Here is a 12,833-nt window from a genome sequence, read left to right on the forward strand (position 1 = left end):
ATATTACGGTTCCGTCTCCGGCGCTGGCCGCGGCCAGTGCGAGACAAAAGCGAAGAAGCGCTCATGAAACAGGTGGAGGATATCTGAATGACCGAGAGAGCTGTTCTGGCCGGCGGTTGCTTCTGGGGAATGCAGGATCTGATCCGCAGGCTCCCCGGCGTCACCGGCACCCGCGTGGGCTACACCGGCGGCGATGTGCCCAATGCCACCTATCGCAACCACGGAACCCATGCCGAGGGCATCGAGATATTCTACGATCCGGCGAAGACCTCCTATCGGCGGATTCTGGAACTGTTCTTCCAGATCCACGACCCCACGACGAAAAACCGCCAGGGCAACGACATCGGCACCTCCTATCGTTCGGCGATCTACTATGTCGATGACGAACAGAAGCGCATTGCCGAGGACACCATCGCCGATGTGGAAGCCTCCGGCCTGTGGCCTGGCCAGGTGGTGACGGAGCTCGAACCTGTCGGCGATTTTTGGCAGGCGGAGCCGGAGCACCAGGATTACCTGGAGCGCTATCCCAACGGCTACACCTGCCATTTCCCGCGCCCGAACTGGGTGCTGCCGCGACGGTCCGCAGCGGAGTAACCGACGCCGGTCGAGCACCTGATAGAACCATGTCCGCATGAAACCGCCAGGTTCTGCGGACATGGACGCCGGCCGCATCATTCGCGTTCAGGACAGTCGTTGCGCCCTTGGGATGATTGTTCTCCTTTCTGGAGCATCACATGAACTTCAACAGTCAGAGACTTGAATTTACCGGCCATTCCGGCGCAACTCTCCGCGCCCGCCTCGACCTTCCAAACGGCCCGGTACGGGCATATGCGATTTTCGCCCACTGCTTCACCTGCTCCAAGGATCTGGCGGCGGCGCGTCAGATCTCGGCCGAGCTCGCGCGCGAGGGGATCGCCGTCCTGCGCTTCGATTTCACCGGCCTCGGATCAAGTGAGGGCGAGTTCGCCTCGACGAATTTTTCCTCCAACATCGCCGACCTTCGTTCGGCCGCCGACTATCTGCGGCAACACTTCGAGGCGCCGTCGCTCCTGATCGGCCATTCGCTTGGCGGGGCCGCCGTCTTTGCGGTTGCCAAGGAAATTCCCGAAATCCGCGCCGTGGCCACGATCGGCGCACCCGCCGACGTCGGCCATGTGCTGAAGAACTTCGGAGCGAGCCTTGAGGAAATCCAAGAGAACGGCGCCGCCGAGGTCGATCTGGCCGGTCGCAGGTTCCTGATCAAAAAGCAGTTCGTCGATGACGCCTGCGCCCAGCGCCTTCATGAGGCTGTGGCGACGCTCAGGAAACCCGTTCTCATTCTCCACGCGCCGCTGGATCAAACGGTCGGCATCGAGAACGCCAGCGACCTCTTCCATGCGGCCAAACATCCCAAGAGCTTCGTTTCGCTGGACAAGGCCGACCATCTGCTCACCGATCCTGCCGATGCCGCCTATGCCGCCCGGGTGATTGCGCAGTGGCTGAGCCGCTATCTCGTGGCCGACAGTCCGCAGGGCACGAAGCCAGTGGAACAGGTCCAGGTGACGGAAACGGGCGAAGGCAAATTTCAGAACTCGGTTCAAGCCGGCAGGCATCGCCTCTTTGCCGACGAGCCGCAAAGCGTGGGCGGGTTCGATTCCGGACCATCGCCTTACGATTACCTGTCGATCGGGCTCGCGGCCTGCACCTCGATGACGCTGCGCCTTTACGCCGACCACAAGAAGCTGCCGCTCGGGCGCATCAAGGTGGAGGTCTCGCATTCCAAGATCCATGCGCGGGATTGCGAAGACTGCGCCGCATCGGAGCGTGCCGACGGCGGGAAGATCGACCGGTTCGAGCGGCTCATATCGATTGAGGGCGAGGTCGCGGACGAGCTTCGCAGCAAGATCGAAGAGATTGCCGACAAGTGCCCGGTCCATCGCACGCTCGAAGGTATCGCCAGGATAACGACGGCGGTGAAGTAATCTGCAGGCTGCAGAATTTTTCTTTGTAGTATTCCGCTAGTACCCGTTGCTTTGCCCGCGTTGCTAAGCTCCGCCCATTGGTTTTTGGGAGGAAACAAATGGCAAACTCGAAAATTCTGATGATCACCGGTGATTTCACCGAAGACTATGAAACGATGGTCCCGTTTCAGACGTTGCTTGCGTGCGGCTACACGGTGCATGCCGTCTGCCCCGGCAAGAATGCCGGCGAGACGGTCGCGACCGCGATCCATGATTTCGAAGGCGACCAGACCTACTCCGAAAAGCGTGGCCATAATTTCGCACTCAACGCCACCTTCTCCGCCATTCGTGCCGAAGATTACGACGCGCTGGTCATACCGGGCGGCCGCGCGCCCGAATATCTGCGTCTCAACCCGGACGTCATCAAGGCCGTCCAGCACTTTTTCGCCGCGGGAAAACCGGTGGCGGCCATCTGCCACGGCGCGCAGCTGCTGGCGGCGGCCGGTGTGTTGAAGGGCCGCACCTGCTCAGCCTACCCTGCGTGCCGCCCGGAGGTCGAACTTGCCGGCGGCATCTATGCGGATATCGCGATCAGCGACGCGGTCGCCGACGGCAACCTCGTTACCGCGCCGGCATGGCCCGCCCACCCGTCGTGGCTGCGCCAGTTCATGGCTGTGCTCAACGCCTCGGCCCTGCTACAAACAGACGCCGCCTGAGGCGGCAGCCACGGGAGGGGCGAGATGTGCGAGTTGTTCATAAAGGCGGATGCGCGGCTCTGGGAAAGCACCACCCGGTCGCTGCGCATCGATGGCATGGTGACGAGCGTCCGGCTGGAGAACTTCTTCTGGTCGAAGCTTGAGGAAATCGCCCGGCGCGATCGCATGAACGTCACGCAGCTGATCACCAAGCTGCACCACGAGTCCATCGATGCCGGGCATGACCTCGGAAACTTCACGTCGTTCCTGAGGGTCTGCTGCGCGCGCTACCTCGACCTGCAGCTGTCTGGCGACATTCCGACGGATGTCAACCAGCCGATCGCCGGGCTGAACGCCCCTGCGATCCTCACGCGCGAGCAGGAAAAATACCATTGAGGCGAGGCAGGCTGCCCCTTCGCAGGGGCAGCCCCTGCTCGGCGCGCCCCTCGCCTGACCGACTGCTGCCGCGGATCCCCGATCGTAAAACGGAAGTCGTTTGGCTCGCGATGACGTTTGGTTCAATCCGCAGCGACAAGACTATGCTAATCAAGGGGACAGTGATTCTGAGTTTGTAATGCGATGAGCCCCAAGACCCGCGGTTATCTGTTTGCCTTCCTAGCCATTTGCATCTTTGCTGGCCAGGACGCCATCACCAAGTATCTTGGCGACCGCTACCCCGCATTGTTCATCACGATGATCCGGTTCTGGGCGTTCGCGCTCTTTGTTTTCGCCTTCGCCGCCTCGTCGTCGGGTGGACTTCGCAAGACCGCTCAGACGCGTCATCCCTGGCTGCAGGTCGTGCGAGGCCTGCTCCTCGTCGCCGAAATCGTCGTCATCGTCATTTCCTATGTTCACGCCGGGCTCGCCATGAGCCAGTCGATCTTCCAGGCGACGCCGCTGATCATCACCATCCTCTCGATCCCGCTTCTCGGAGAGACGGTGGGATGGCGGCGCGGCGCGGCCATTCTGATCGGCCTGATCGGCGTTCTGGTGATCATCAATCCCGTGAACGTACACTTCGACATGTCGCTGCTTCTGCCGCTCGCAGCATCCGTGCTTTTCGCGCTCTATAGCATCGCCACCCGCGCCGTCAGTCACGAGGACTCGGCCGTCACGAGCCTGTTTTATGCCGGTGTTATCGGCGCTGTGGCGATTTCGTTGATCGGCCCGTTCTACTGGACAGAGGTGGTGCCGTCCGATTGGTTTGCGCTTGCCGCACTTTGCGTCTGCGGCACCCTCAGCCACTTTTTCCTCATCAAAGCCTACGGACTGCTGCCGGCAGCCGAAGTCCAGCCCGTTACCTATTTCCAGCTGGTCCTCAACGTGATCTTCGCCGTCATGCTCTTCGGCGAGACGATAACCCACAACATGATCGTCGGCGCGCTCATCGTCGTCGGCGCCGGTCTCTTCACGATCTGGCGCGAGCATCAACTGACGAGACGGTCGTCGGCATCGCGCCCCTAGTCCTGCTCGCTCATTGGCAGCTCTGGCGCCGATAGGGATTTGAGAGCAGCCAACGTTTTGCGAAGGCCAAGATCAAACCGCTTGTCCTGCCGGACGATCACGCAGAGCCGCCCGCTCAGTTTTGGCGAAAACGGCCGGACCACAAGCTCACCCTGGCTTCCACGAGACCGACGATCGCTCGGCGGATCGTCGCCTCACTCTTGAATGAAATCACACAACACGTTCAGTGCGCCGGATATTATCGGAATTCCGTTCATCATCCATATTCCCTTCAAGCGAATGGAAACAGTGGAGGCGGTCAAGCGACCCCTTCCATCGATGCTGAGGGAGTTAGCAATGCGGATTTTGGTTATCGGAGCGTCCGGGACGATTGGTCGACCGCTGTGTGATGTGCTGGCGCAGCGCGGGCATGAAATCGTTGCTGCCGGCCGCAACGGGCGTGACGTTTCTGTCGACATTCGTTCGGCTGAAAGTATCGAGGCGATGTTTCGAAGCGCAGGGCTAATCGATGCCTGCATCTGCGTCGCCGAATCCGGCGCCCTCGACAAATTCGAGGAACTGACCGAGACCGTCCTGCTCGAAAACATGCGCGGGAAGTTCTTCGGCCAGATCAATCTTGTCCTGATCGGCCAAAGATATCTTTCCGATGGCGGATCCTTCACGCTCAGCAGCGGCATCTTTGCCGACGAGGCATGGCCCGGGGTTACCGGCGGCGCGGTTATCAGCGGCGCGCTGCACAGTTTCGTCCTGTCGGCCGCGATCGAGCTGAAGCGAAGCATGCGGATCAACGCCGTCAGCCCGACGATGGTCGCCGACTCCTTTGCCGACTACGGCCATCTCTTTCCGGGCATGGCCCCGGTGGCGATGGACGACCTGATCGGCGCCTATGTCGCCAGCGTCGAAGGTGGCGGCACAGGCGAAATCTACAGGATGTATGGCCGTTGATGCGCTTCCGGACTTCGACCGCGGCAACGCTTACGGCGCGGCCGAAGCCCGATCGAGGGCACGCTCGCGCAGCGCAAAGACATCGTCTACCAGTTCGGGCACCGGCCCCGCCACCACTGCGTCGCGGATGACCGCTTGGATCGGCAAGGCGTTCACGGGCGGTCGTGAAAGGCCGCGTCGGTCCAGCCATGCAACGAGTTGGTCCGACGATGTCGCATAAACGATCCGGCCAAGGCCGACCCATCCGTGTGCGGCGGCGCACATGGGGCAATGCTCGCCCGAGGTATAGACCGTGGCGCTAGCGCGCTCGACCGGTGTCATGTTTTCTGCCGCCCACCGGGCGATGGCGAATTCCGGATGCCGGGTGTGATCGCCGCCGGCAACCTCGTTTCGGCCCTCGTACAGAATGTCGCCGCCGCTCGAAACCAGCACCGAGCCAAAAGGCTGGTCGCCGGCATCCACCGCCTCCTCGGCAAGTGCGACGCAGCGGCGCAGATGTGTCATGTCGACTTCGGAAATCACGCTATTCTCCCTTGCTCACTTCTTGCCGTTGCCGGCCAGGGCCGCGGTGACGCCGAGCCCGATATAGAGAAATCCACTGAAGTAACGTTCGAACCGCAGGTAGCTGCGATTGCCGCGAAGCCAGCGTCCAGCCATCCCTGCCGCCATCGCATAGCTGGTGTCGGTGATCAGCCCAAGCGCAGTAAACAATAGACCGAGGGTGAAGATCTGAACCGCCACATGGCCAAGCGCCACATCGACGAACTGGGGCAGGAAGGCGAGGAAGAAAAGGGCGGTCTTCGGGTTCAGAAGGTTGACGATGAAGCCATCCCGAAACAGGCGCCAGTTGTTGTGACGCGCGAGCGCCGGTGCGCCGGTCGCAAGGCGAGGCACGGGCGCGAAGAGCTTGCGAAGGCCCATCCAGATCAGATAGGCGCGCCGGCATATTTCACGATGGCGAATGCGAGTGCAGAAGATGCGAGCAGCGCCGAGAGGCCGAGTGCTGCTGCCAGTACATGAAAAACGGTCGCGGCATGAATACCGGCAATCGAAACCAACCCGGCCGTCCGGCCCTGTTCGATCGAGCGGCCGACGAGATAAAGCACCGCCGGCCCCGGCACGAGGAGCAGCGCGAGTGCTGCGCTGACGAAGAGGCTGAGGCTGGCGGCATTCGGCAAAACGAAGTCCATGCGTGGTTACCTCATAAATTTGGCGAAGGAAGTACCCGAGCGCCGGGGCAAGCCGCAATCGCCCGCGGACCTGCTGTCCCATGATTGTATCCGCTATCGCTTCCACCGCTCCGGACGGCTGGCGCCCTGGGTGTTTCATGATGTGGGCGACCCCCACACGGTCGACGTCTCCGGCGGGCTCATCGTCAGCGACCACCCGACGCTCTATCAGATGATCGCCGACGGCCTAGGGCTCGGCTACGTGTTTCGCGATGGCCCGCCCGAAGCCTTGCGCCGCACAGGACTGGCCAGCGTTCTCACGGACCATCTCCTGCCCATTCCCGGTCTCTACCTCTATTATCCGCGCGAGTATCGTTCGATGCTGCCGCTTCGCCTGTTCATCGACCACATGCGCGGCGCCTTCAGGCGTGATGACCCGGATGCGTTGCCTGCCGAGATCCCGCGGCATCCTGCATCGCCCGTTCCGCAATCGTCGAAAGCTTGAGTTCGGCAAACTCCCGCAGCAGGGTCCGCTCCGCCTGTTCGAAGGCGCCCACCAGCGCCGCATTCGCTGCGCGCTCGACCGGGCAGGTCGGATGGTCCTCCGACACGCCGGCCGCCAGAACCTGCCCGTCATCGAGCGCCCGCTGCACATCCAGCACCGTCAACGCCTCAAGCGGCACCAGGAGCGCCCAGCCCCCTCCCCGACCGCCTTCGGAACCGACGACGCCCTTGCGCTTCAACGCCCCCATCGTCCGGCGGACGACAACCGGGTTGGTGTTCAGCATCTTGGCGATGGTCTCCGACGTCTCCCTTCCCCCGAGCAATGCCATGTGTATGAGCACATGGATCATCCGCGCCAACCGGCTATCTTGCTTCATTCCATTCCCCATAGCGTAACATCGTAAGTTACGCACTCTTGACGCCATCCGTTTCCGTAACTTATACAATTACGGTATAGAGTGTCGAGAAGGAACGAAGATGCAGGCCCGGACAATCCAGACCCGAACCATCCGCATGGGCTTTATCGAGCACGGAAACGGCCCGGCCGTCCTGCTCTGCCACGGCTTCCCGGAGACCTCGCATGCCTGGCGACACCAGGTAGCGGCACTTGCAGAGGCCGGCTTTCGCGCAATCGCGCCTGACTTGCGTGGCTACGGCCTCACGGAATGCCCGTCCTCGGTCGACGAATACAGCTTGTTTCACATCGTCGGCGATCTGATCGCTCTGCTGGACGCCCTTGATGTGCCGGTGGCCATCCTCGTCGGTAACGACTGGGGCGCGACCGTTGCCTGGCAGGCGGCACAGATGCGGCCGGACCGTTTCCACGGCGTCGTCGCCTTGAGCGTGCCGATGATGGGCCAGCCGCCCGTTCCGCCCACCCGGATCTTCCCGCAGACCGACGAGGCCGAGTTGTACACGCTCTATTTTCAGGAGCCCGGCGTCGCCGAGGCGGAACTGGAGCGTGACGTCGGCCAGACGCTGCGAAAGATCCTCTTTGCCGCTTCCGGCGACGCCGGCCCGCGACAGCCCGGAGACCAGACGCCCAATCCGTTCGGCATGGTATCGCGCCGGCATGGACTGCTTGGGGCCCTGCCCGACAGCATGCCGCGTTGGCTGACCGCTGCTGATCTCAACGCCTATATCAGCGCCTTTGCCACGACCGGTTTTCGCGGCGGGTTGAACTACTATCGAAACCTCGATCGCAATTGGCAGTTGCAGGCCGCCTTCGCCGGCGTGAAGGTCGGCATTCCCGCCCTGTTCATGACTGGCGAACGCGATACGGGCCTCGCCATCCCCGGGATGCGGGCTATCGTCGATGCGATGCCGCAACTCGTCCCACAGCTCAAGGAGAACATCATCGTGCCCGGCAGTGGCCATTGGCTGCCGCAGGAACGCGCCGATATCGTGAGCGAGGCCCTCATCCGGTTTGCCAGACAGATTTGAAAGGTAGGCGGCAAGACAATACCACGACGGCGTTTATCGCCGTCGTGGCGCGCTATCAGGCAAGAGCGGGTGAAATGACCTCGGCCCCCAACTGATCCGGCACGGTGCAGCGTCGCGAAGCCTCGTCCAGCATCGCGCCAACCGTCTCGAAACCAAAGGCACGCGCCATCTCGGCCGCGGTCTGGCCGTCATGGCCGCGTGGCGCGAGAGACACGCCGGCGTCGATCAGGATGGCAACGGTGTCGGCATGCCCCATCCACACCGCATCGTGCAGCGCCGTATAACCGTTGAACGGCCCATGGATATCCGCGATCTCGGCGAAGCGCGGATGCGCCACTAGCGCCGTTATGACATCGGACCTGCCCATATAGGCCGCTTTGTGCGCCGGGTGGGCGTGCAAGAAGTGGTCGACGAGCGTCATGTCGGCACCCGCTTCCAGAAGCGCACGAGCCGCCTCCGCCAGCCCGTCGCAATGACCGACGCCGCTTAGATTCTCACGAAAAGTCTGGCGGTATCTTTTAAAGGCTTAGGCGCGCCTCTATGTGGCAGCACGAAGATATGCATGATCGCACACGTAAAACGCGTGGGGCCGACGGGCACATCTCGATGAGAAAAGACCGCTCTCGCCTCACGAAACTTAAAGCCGGCCTCAAAGAAACCTCAGGATCCCAGTGAAAACCGTAAGATATCTTATATTGACTGCGGCCGCGATCACGTTATCGGCCTGCACGACGGCCTCCGAGCGTTCCCGGCAGCAGACACTGTCGATCACCGTGCGCAGCGGGGTGAAGACGCTTGTGGCCAAGAACTGGCACATCAACGACGATTGCAGCCAGATCGACTATCCTGCGATGACGATTGCCGAAAAGCCCAAGCATGGCCGCCTCGAAATCGTCCACGAACCGGTCTATCCAAAACTGGACGGCAAGCAGTCGAAATGCGCGACGACCAAGGTGAACGGCGTCGTCGCCTACTATACGCCGAACGCCGGCTATACCGGCCGCGACCGGCTCGTCATTCGCTCTCCTTATGAGGACGGAAAGATCGAAGAGGGCATGTTGAGCGTGACCGTCGTCAAGTAGACGCCAGCCCGAGGCGGGCAACGGAAGCACCTTCCAAAACGAAGTGCCATCGGGCCGGTTCCGCGCTATAATCAGGCGCGGGGTGGAAAGAAGGTGAAGCCAATGAAGAGGCTAGCAATCTTTGCCTTGTCGCTGGCGGCGGTAGCCACGAGTATTCCGCCAGCCATGGCATTTCCCCCAGCCGTTGCGGCGGGGGTACAGGCATCTCAAGTCCAACCGGTTCAATACAGGCACTACGGCGGCGGTTATCACGGCGGCCGCTATTATCACGGGCATCACCACGACGGTGGCGATGACTGGGCGTGGGCGCTCGGCGGACTGGCGACCGGCGCGATTATCGGCGGGCTGCTGGCGCAGCCACGCTACTATGGCCCGGGCTATTATGACGACGGCTATTACGGCCCGACTTACGATACCCCGCGTTACTATGCGCCGCGCTACTACCGCCAAACCTATTATGGAGGCAGCGCGCACACGCGCTGGTGTTATGCCCGCTACCGGTCCTACAGGGCCTATGACGACACTTTCCAGCCCTATTACGGTCCGCGGCAGGTATGCGTCTCCCCATATTATTGAGGTTGTGAAGCCCGGTTGAAACGGGCTTCATGATCGCGTGCAGGGCCAGAGGGGTTGCGCCGAAGGCAGGCCGGCGGCGCCCGCTCTTGCCCGCAGAAGTATCGATCGACCGAAAGCCGGAGGCGGAGCCCTCACTGGACGCAGCCGGTGATCCGAGGGCGGAAATCCCGCCGCGGCAGTCGCCGGGTCGATCCGGCAGGCGGCCTCTCTAATTGTATGAAAGTTTTACTCTTTTGTCGAAGCTGATGAAAGGAAAGTTTTGCATCCCTAATGTACGCAATGGTAGAGTGCATTGTTTGCCCTTCTCGCGTGGACAGAATTATAGCGTTTAGAGCACTTTGAGAGGGCAATACCCCCGGGGACCGTCAGCATGCTGAACCTGCCTCGCTTGCCGCTTCTGGACAACCTTAAGGGGTATCAGGGAAGCTGGCTACGCAACGACATCTCCGCCGGCGTCGCCATTGCCGCGGTCGGACTGCCGAGTGCGATCGCCTATCCGGCCATCGCCGGACTGCCACCCGAGACGGGCCTTTACGCGAGCATCACGCCGCTCGTCGCCTACGCCCTCTTCGGTCCGTCGCGCCAACTGATCGTCGGACCGGACGCGGCGACGATGACGGTGCTGGCGGCGGTGCTGACCACGGTCTTCGCCTCATCCTCCGGCGACGGCGACCGCGTGACTGCCGCCGCCCTGCTTGCGCTCATCGTCGGCATCCTCTGTCTCATTGCCCGCCTCGTTCGTCTCGGCGTGCTCGCGACCTTTCTGTCGCGCCCGATCCTGACGGGCTTTTTTGCCGGCATTTCGCTCTCGATCCTGGTCGGGCAGATCAAGCGCGTCACCGGAGTGCAGATCGAATCCGAGGGGTTGATCAGCCCCATTCTCGAACTTCTGAGGCAAGCCGGCTCCATCCATTGGCCCACCCTGGTGTTTGCCTTGGCGTGTTTTGCGCTCCTTCAGGTCGCCCGGATCTATCGCTCGCCCGTTCCAGGTCCCGTCATCGTCGTCTTCGTTGCCGTGTTGTTATCCTATCTCTTCGATTTCGAAGGGCGCGGCATGACGGTCGTCGGCAACATTCCCGACGGCTTGCCGTCCTTCCTCCTACCCCGTCTCGAGGGTCTGCCGATCGACGCCCTCCTGACAGGGGGTGCCGCGATCTTCCTGGTCAGTTTCGGCTCTGGCGTCATCGCAGCGCGCAGCTTCGCCGCACTCGGCGGCTACCGCGTCGATCCGAACCGCGAACTGAGCGGCTTTGGCGCCGCCAATATCGCGGCGGGCCTGTTCGGGACGTTTCCGGTGACCGCTTCAGATTCACGCACGGCCGTGAACTTCGCCGTTGGCGGACGGTCGCAGATCGCTAGCCTCGTCGCCGCGGCAACCCTGATGGCGGTGCTGCTCTTTCTCGGCAACGTCCTGCGCATCCTGCCGGTCGCGGCACTCGGCGCAATTCTGGCGGCGACCGCGCTCAGCCTGATCGACATCGACGGTCTCCGACGGATCTGGAGCGTCAACCGCATCGAGTTCATCTTCGCACTGATTGCCCTTTGGGGACCGATCGGCCTCGGCGTGCTCAACGGCGTGGTCATCGCCATTGCCGCGACGCTGGTCTACCTCATCCTGCAGACCATGTATCCGCACGACGCCATGCTGGGCCGCATCCCGGGGCGCGACGGTTTCTACAAGCTGCATCGCATGACCGACGCGCGCCCGGTCCCAGGTTTCGGCGCCTGCATGGTGCAGGACAGCCTGCTTTTCTACAACGCCGACTACGTTCGCGAGCGGCTGGAAGCGATCGCCGAGAGCCTGCCCCAGCCTGCCCGCTGGCTGGTGATCGACGCGAGCGCCATCCCGCAAATCGACAGCACCGCCGCGGACATGCTTGGCGAGTTGCAAGACGACCTGACGAGCCGCGGTATCGCGCTTGGCCTTGCCGAGTTGCACACCGATGCGCGCGCCCTGCTCGAGCGGTCCGGAGTCGTCGAGAAGATCGGCCCGGGCATGATCTTCGAGGGGATGGAAGATGCGCTCGACGCCTACGAGGCCAAATACGGGCGGAACGCCGACCAGCCGGCCGCTTCCGTTGAAATCAAGCCAGATGACCATGTCCAAACGGGAGGGAAGAATGGGCAAGCATGACGGCAAGAAGAAGAAGGGCAAAGACAAGAGCGAAGGCGAAATAGCCGCGGACGCAACGTCCTCGGAAGAATCGTCGTCCGAGGCATATGCCAAGGAGCTCGCCCGGCTGCAGCAGGAAACCGCCCATCTGCAGGCCTGGGTGAAGAAAACCGGCGCGCGCATCGTGATCGTCTTCGAGGGCCGCGATGCGGCCGGCAAGGGCGGCGTGATCAAGCGGCTGACCGAGCGTGTCAGCCCCCGCGTCTTCCGCGTTACCGCGCTGCCTGCGCCGACCGACCGCGAGAAGTCGCAGATCTACATGCAGCGCTATATCCAGCACCTGCCGGCCGCCGGCGAAATCGTGATCTTCGACCGCTCCTGGTACAACCGTCCCGGCGTCGAACGCGTCATGGGCTTCTGCTCGGACGACAGCGCCCGGCGCTTCCTCGAGCTCGCGCCACGTTTCGAAGCGGCCATGGTCGAAAGCGGCATCATCCTGCTCAAATACTTCCTCGACGTTAGCGAGAAGGAACAGGAAAAGCGCTTCCGGCAGCGCATTGCCGATCCGCTGCGCCAATGGAAACTCAGCCCGATGGACGTTGAATCCTATCGCCGCTGGTGGGACTATACTCGTGCCTACAACGAGATGATCCGCATGACGGACACCGAATTTGCGCCCTGGTGGATCGTGCCGTCGGATGACAAGAAGCGAGCCCGCATCAATTGCATCTCGCACATTCTCTCGTCCATTCCATATGAGCGCGTCAAATTCACCGAGCCCGACCTCGGCAAGCGCCAGAAGCGGCCGGATGTTTTTGCGGAGGACGATCATGTGCGCAGGAATGTGCCAGACGTTTTCTAGCTCGGCAAAGCCCGCAACTGGAAGTGCGGGCGCTCAGCTG

15 protein-coding genes and 1 pseudogene are annotated in these 12,833 nt (G+C 62.2%); 12 read left to right on the forward strand and 4 right to left on the reverse strand.

The genetic code is table 11. The features are described 5' to 3' along the window. The first annotated feature begins 87 nt into the window (after positions 1–87). From msrA to JVX98_RS00910, 6 genes are all read left to right on the forward strand, one after another. Entirely contained in the window at positions 88–594 is a 507-nt protein-coding gene (gene msrA, locus JVX98_RS00885; RefSeq protein ID WP_205236543.1) for a peptide-methionine (S)-S-oxide reductase MsrA, read from the forward strand. A gap of 140 nt (positions 595–734) precedes the next feature. Continuing rightward, positions 735–1,961, forward strand: a complete 1,227-nt coding sequence (locus JVX98_RS00890) for a bifunctional alpha/beta hydrolase/OsmC family protein (RefSeq protein WP_205236544.1) — start codon at positions 735–737, stop codon at positions 1,959–1,961. A 98-nt stretch (positions 1,962–2,059) separates the two neighbouring features. Continuing rightward, positions 2,060–2,656 (forward strand): DJ-1/PfpI family protein, encoded by a 597-nt coding sequence (locus tag JVX98_RS00895; RefSeq protein ID WP_205236545.1) that lies wholly within the window; start codon positions 2,060–2,062, stop codon positions 2,654–2,656. 24 nt (positions 2,657–2,680) lie between these two features. Further along, positions 2,681–3,031, forward strand: coding sequence for a ribbon-helix-helix domain-containing protein (locus JVX98_RS00900; protein WP_060520550.1), 351 nt, complete (start codon positions 2,681–2,683; stop codon positions 3,029–3,031). 183 nt (positions 3,032–3,214) lie between these two features. After that, positions 3,215–4,099, forward strand: a complete 885-nt coding sequence (locus JVX98_RS00905; RefSeq protein ID WP_205236546.1) for a DMT family transporter — start codon at positions 3,215–3,217, stop codon at positions 4,097–4,099. 336 nt (positions 4,100–4,435) lie between these two features. Beyond that, on the forward strand, positions 4,436–5,044 hold the full coding sequence (locus tag JVX98_RS00910) for a short chain dehydrogenase (protein ID WP_205236547.1): 609 nt from the start codon (positions 4,436–4,438) through the stop codon (positions 5,042–5,044). A 30-nt stretch (positions 5,045–5,074) separates the two neighbouring features. Here JVX98_RS00910 and JVX98_RS00915 read toward each other — a convergent pair whose 3' ends face one another. Both JVX98_RS00915 and JVX98_RS00920 read right to left on the reverse strand, forming a co-directional pair. Beyond that, positions 5,075–5,566, reverse strand: coding sequence for a nucleoside deaminase (locus JVX98_RS00915; RefSeq protein WP_205236548.1), 492 nt, complete (start codon positions 5,564–5,566; stop codon positions 5,075–5,077). A gap of 15 nt (positions 5,567–5,581) precedes the next feature. Beyond that, positions 5,582–6,234 (reverse strand): annotated as a pseudogene (locus JVX98_RS00920) (LysE family translocator). A gap of 19 nt (positions 6,235–6,253) precedes the next feature. Here JVX98_RS00920 and JVX98_RS00925 point away from each other — a divergent pair. Next, the gene (locus JVX98_RS00925) at positions 6,254–6,718 is read left to right on the forward strand and encodes a LysR substrate-binding domain-containing protein (protein WP_205236549.1); all 465 of its coding nucleotides are present in this window, start codon (positions 6,254–6,256) and stop codon (positions 6,716–6,718) included. Here the strand turns inward: JVX98_RS00925 and JVX98_RS00930 are convergent. Then, positions 6,636–7,094 (reverse strand): Rrf2 family transcriptional regulator, encoded by a 459-nt coding sequence (locus JVX98_RS00930; protein ID WP_205236550.1) that lies wholly within the window; start codon positions 7,092–7,094, stop codon positions 6,636–6,638. The genes JVX98_RS00925 and JVX98_RS00930 overlap by 83 nt on opposite strands. 100 nt (positions 7,095–7,194) lie before the next feature. Between JVX98_RS00930 and JVX98_RS00935 the strand changes: the two genes are divergently transcribed. Beyond that, the gene (locus tag JVX98_RS00935; protein WP_205236551.1) at positions 7,195–8,160 is read left to right on the forward strand and encodes an alpha/beta fold hydrolase; all 966 of its coding nucleotides are present in this window, start codon (positions 7,195–7,197) and stop codon (positions 8,158–8,160) included. 55 nt (positions 8,161–8,215) lie between these two features. Here JVX98_RS00935 and JVX98_RS00940 read toward each other — a convergent pair whose 3' ends face one another. Beyond that, positions 8,216–8,623 carry an ankyrin repeat domain-containing protein gene (locus tag JVX98_RS00940; RefSeq protein ID WP_256442647.1) on the reverse strand — a complete coding sequence of 136 codons (408 nt, stop codon included), beginning with the start codon at positions 8,621–8,623 and terminating at the stop codon, positions 8,216–8,218. Between the two features lie 232 nt (positions 8,624–8,855). Between JVX98_RS00940 and JVX98_RS00945 the strand changes: the two genes are divergently transcribed. The 4 genes from JVX98_RS00945 (at position 8,856) to ppk2 (ending at position 12,793) form a co-directional block, all read left to right on the forward strand. Further along, a complete protein-coding gene (locus JVX98_RS00945) occupies positions 8,856–9,242 on the forward strand; it encodes a hypothetical protein (RefSeq protein ID WP_246764842.1) in 387 nt (128 codons plus the stop codon). A gap of 102 nt (positions 9,243–9,344) precedes the next feature. After that, positions 9,345–9,818, forward strand: coding sequence for a BA14K family protein (locus JVX98_RS00950; RefSeq protein ID WP_205236554.1), 474 nt, complete (start codon positions 9,345–9,347; stop codon positions 9,816–9,818). 370 nt (positions 9,819–10,188) lie between these two features. Further along, positions 10,189–11,952, forward strand: coding sequence for a SulP family inorganic anion transporter (locus tag JVX98_RS00955; RefSeq protein WP_205236555.1), 1,764 nt, complete (start codon positions 10,189–10,191; stop codon positions 11,950–11,952). Then, entirely contained in the window at positions 11,939–12,793 is an 855-nt protein-coding gene (gene ppk2 / locus JVX98_RS00960; protein WP_205236556.1) for a polyphosphate kinase 2, read from the forward strand. Before JVX98_RS00955 ends, ppk2 begins: the two co-directional genes overlap by 14 nt. The last annotated feature ends 40 nt before the right edge of the window (positions 12,794–12,833 follow it).

This window comes from Ensifer sp. PDNC004 (assembly GCF_016919405.1).
GTDB lineage: Bacteria > Pseudomonadota > Alphaproteobacteria > Rhizobiales > Rhizobiaceae > Ensifer.

Bases quoted from the DNA above. Each gene is read 5' to 3' on its own strand.
- msrA (WP_205236543.1), top strand. From the start codon at position 88: ATGACCGAGAGAGCTGTTCTGGCCGGCGGTTGCTTCTGGGGAATGCAG.
- JVX98_RS00890 (WP_205236544.1), top strand. From the start codon at position 735: ATGAACTTCAACAGTCAGAGACTTGAATTTACCGGCCATTCCGGCGCA.
- JVX98_RS00895 (WP_205236545.1), top strand. From the start codon at position 2,060: ATGGCAAACTCGAAAATTCTGATGATCACCGGTGATTTCACCGAAGAC.
- JVX98_RS00900 (WP_060520550.1), top strand. From the start codon at position 2,681: ATGTGCGAGTTGTTCATAAAGGCGGATGCGCGGCTCTGGGAAAGCACC.
- JVX98_RS00905 (WP_205236546.1), top strand. From the start codon at position 3,215: ATGAGCCCCAAGACCCGCGGTTATCTGTTTGCCTTCCTAGCCATTTGC.
- JVX98_RS00910 (WP_205236547.1), top strand. From the start codon at position 4,436: ATGCGGATTTTGGTTATCGGAGCGTCCGGGACGATTGGTCGACCGCTG.
- JVX98_RS00930 (WP_205236550.1), bottom strand. From the start codon at position 7,094: ATGAAGCAAGATAGCCGGTTGGCGCGGATGATCCATGTGCTCATACAC.
- JVX98_RS00935 (WP_205236551.1), top strand. From the start codon at position 7,195: ATGCAGGCCCGGACAATCCAGACCCGAACCATCCGCATGGGCTTTATC.
- JVX98_RS00950 (WP_205236554.1), top strand. From the start codon at position 9,345: ATGAAGAGGCTAGCAATCTTTGCCTTGTCGCTGGCGGCGGTAGCCACG.
- JVX98_RS00955 (WP_205236555.1), top strand. From the start codon at position 10,189: ATGCTGAACCTGCCTCGCTTGCCGCTTCTGGACAACCTTAAGGGGTAT.
- ppk2 (WP_205236556.1), top strand. From the start codon at position 11,939: ATGGGCAAGCATGACGGCAAGAAGAAGAAGGGCAAAGACAAGAGCGAA.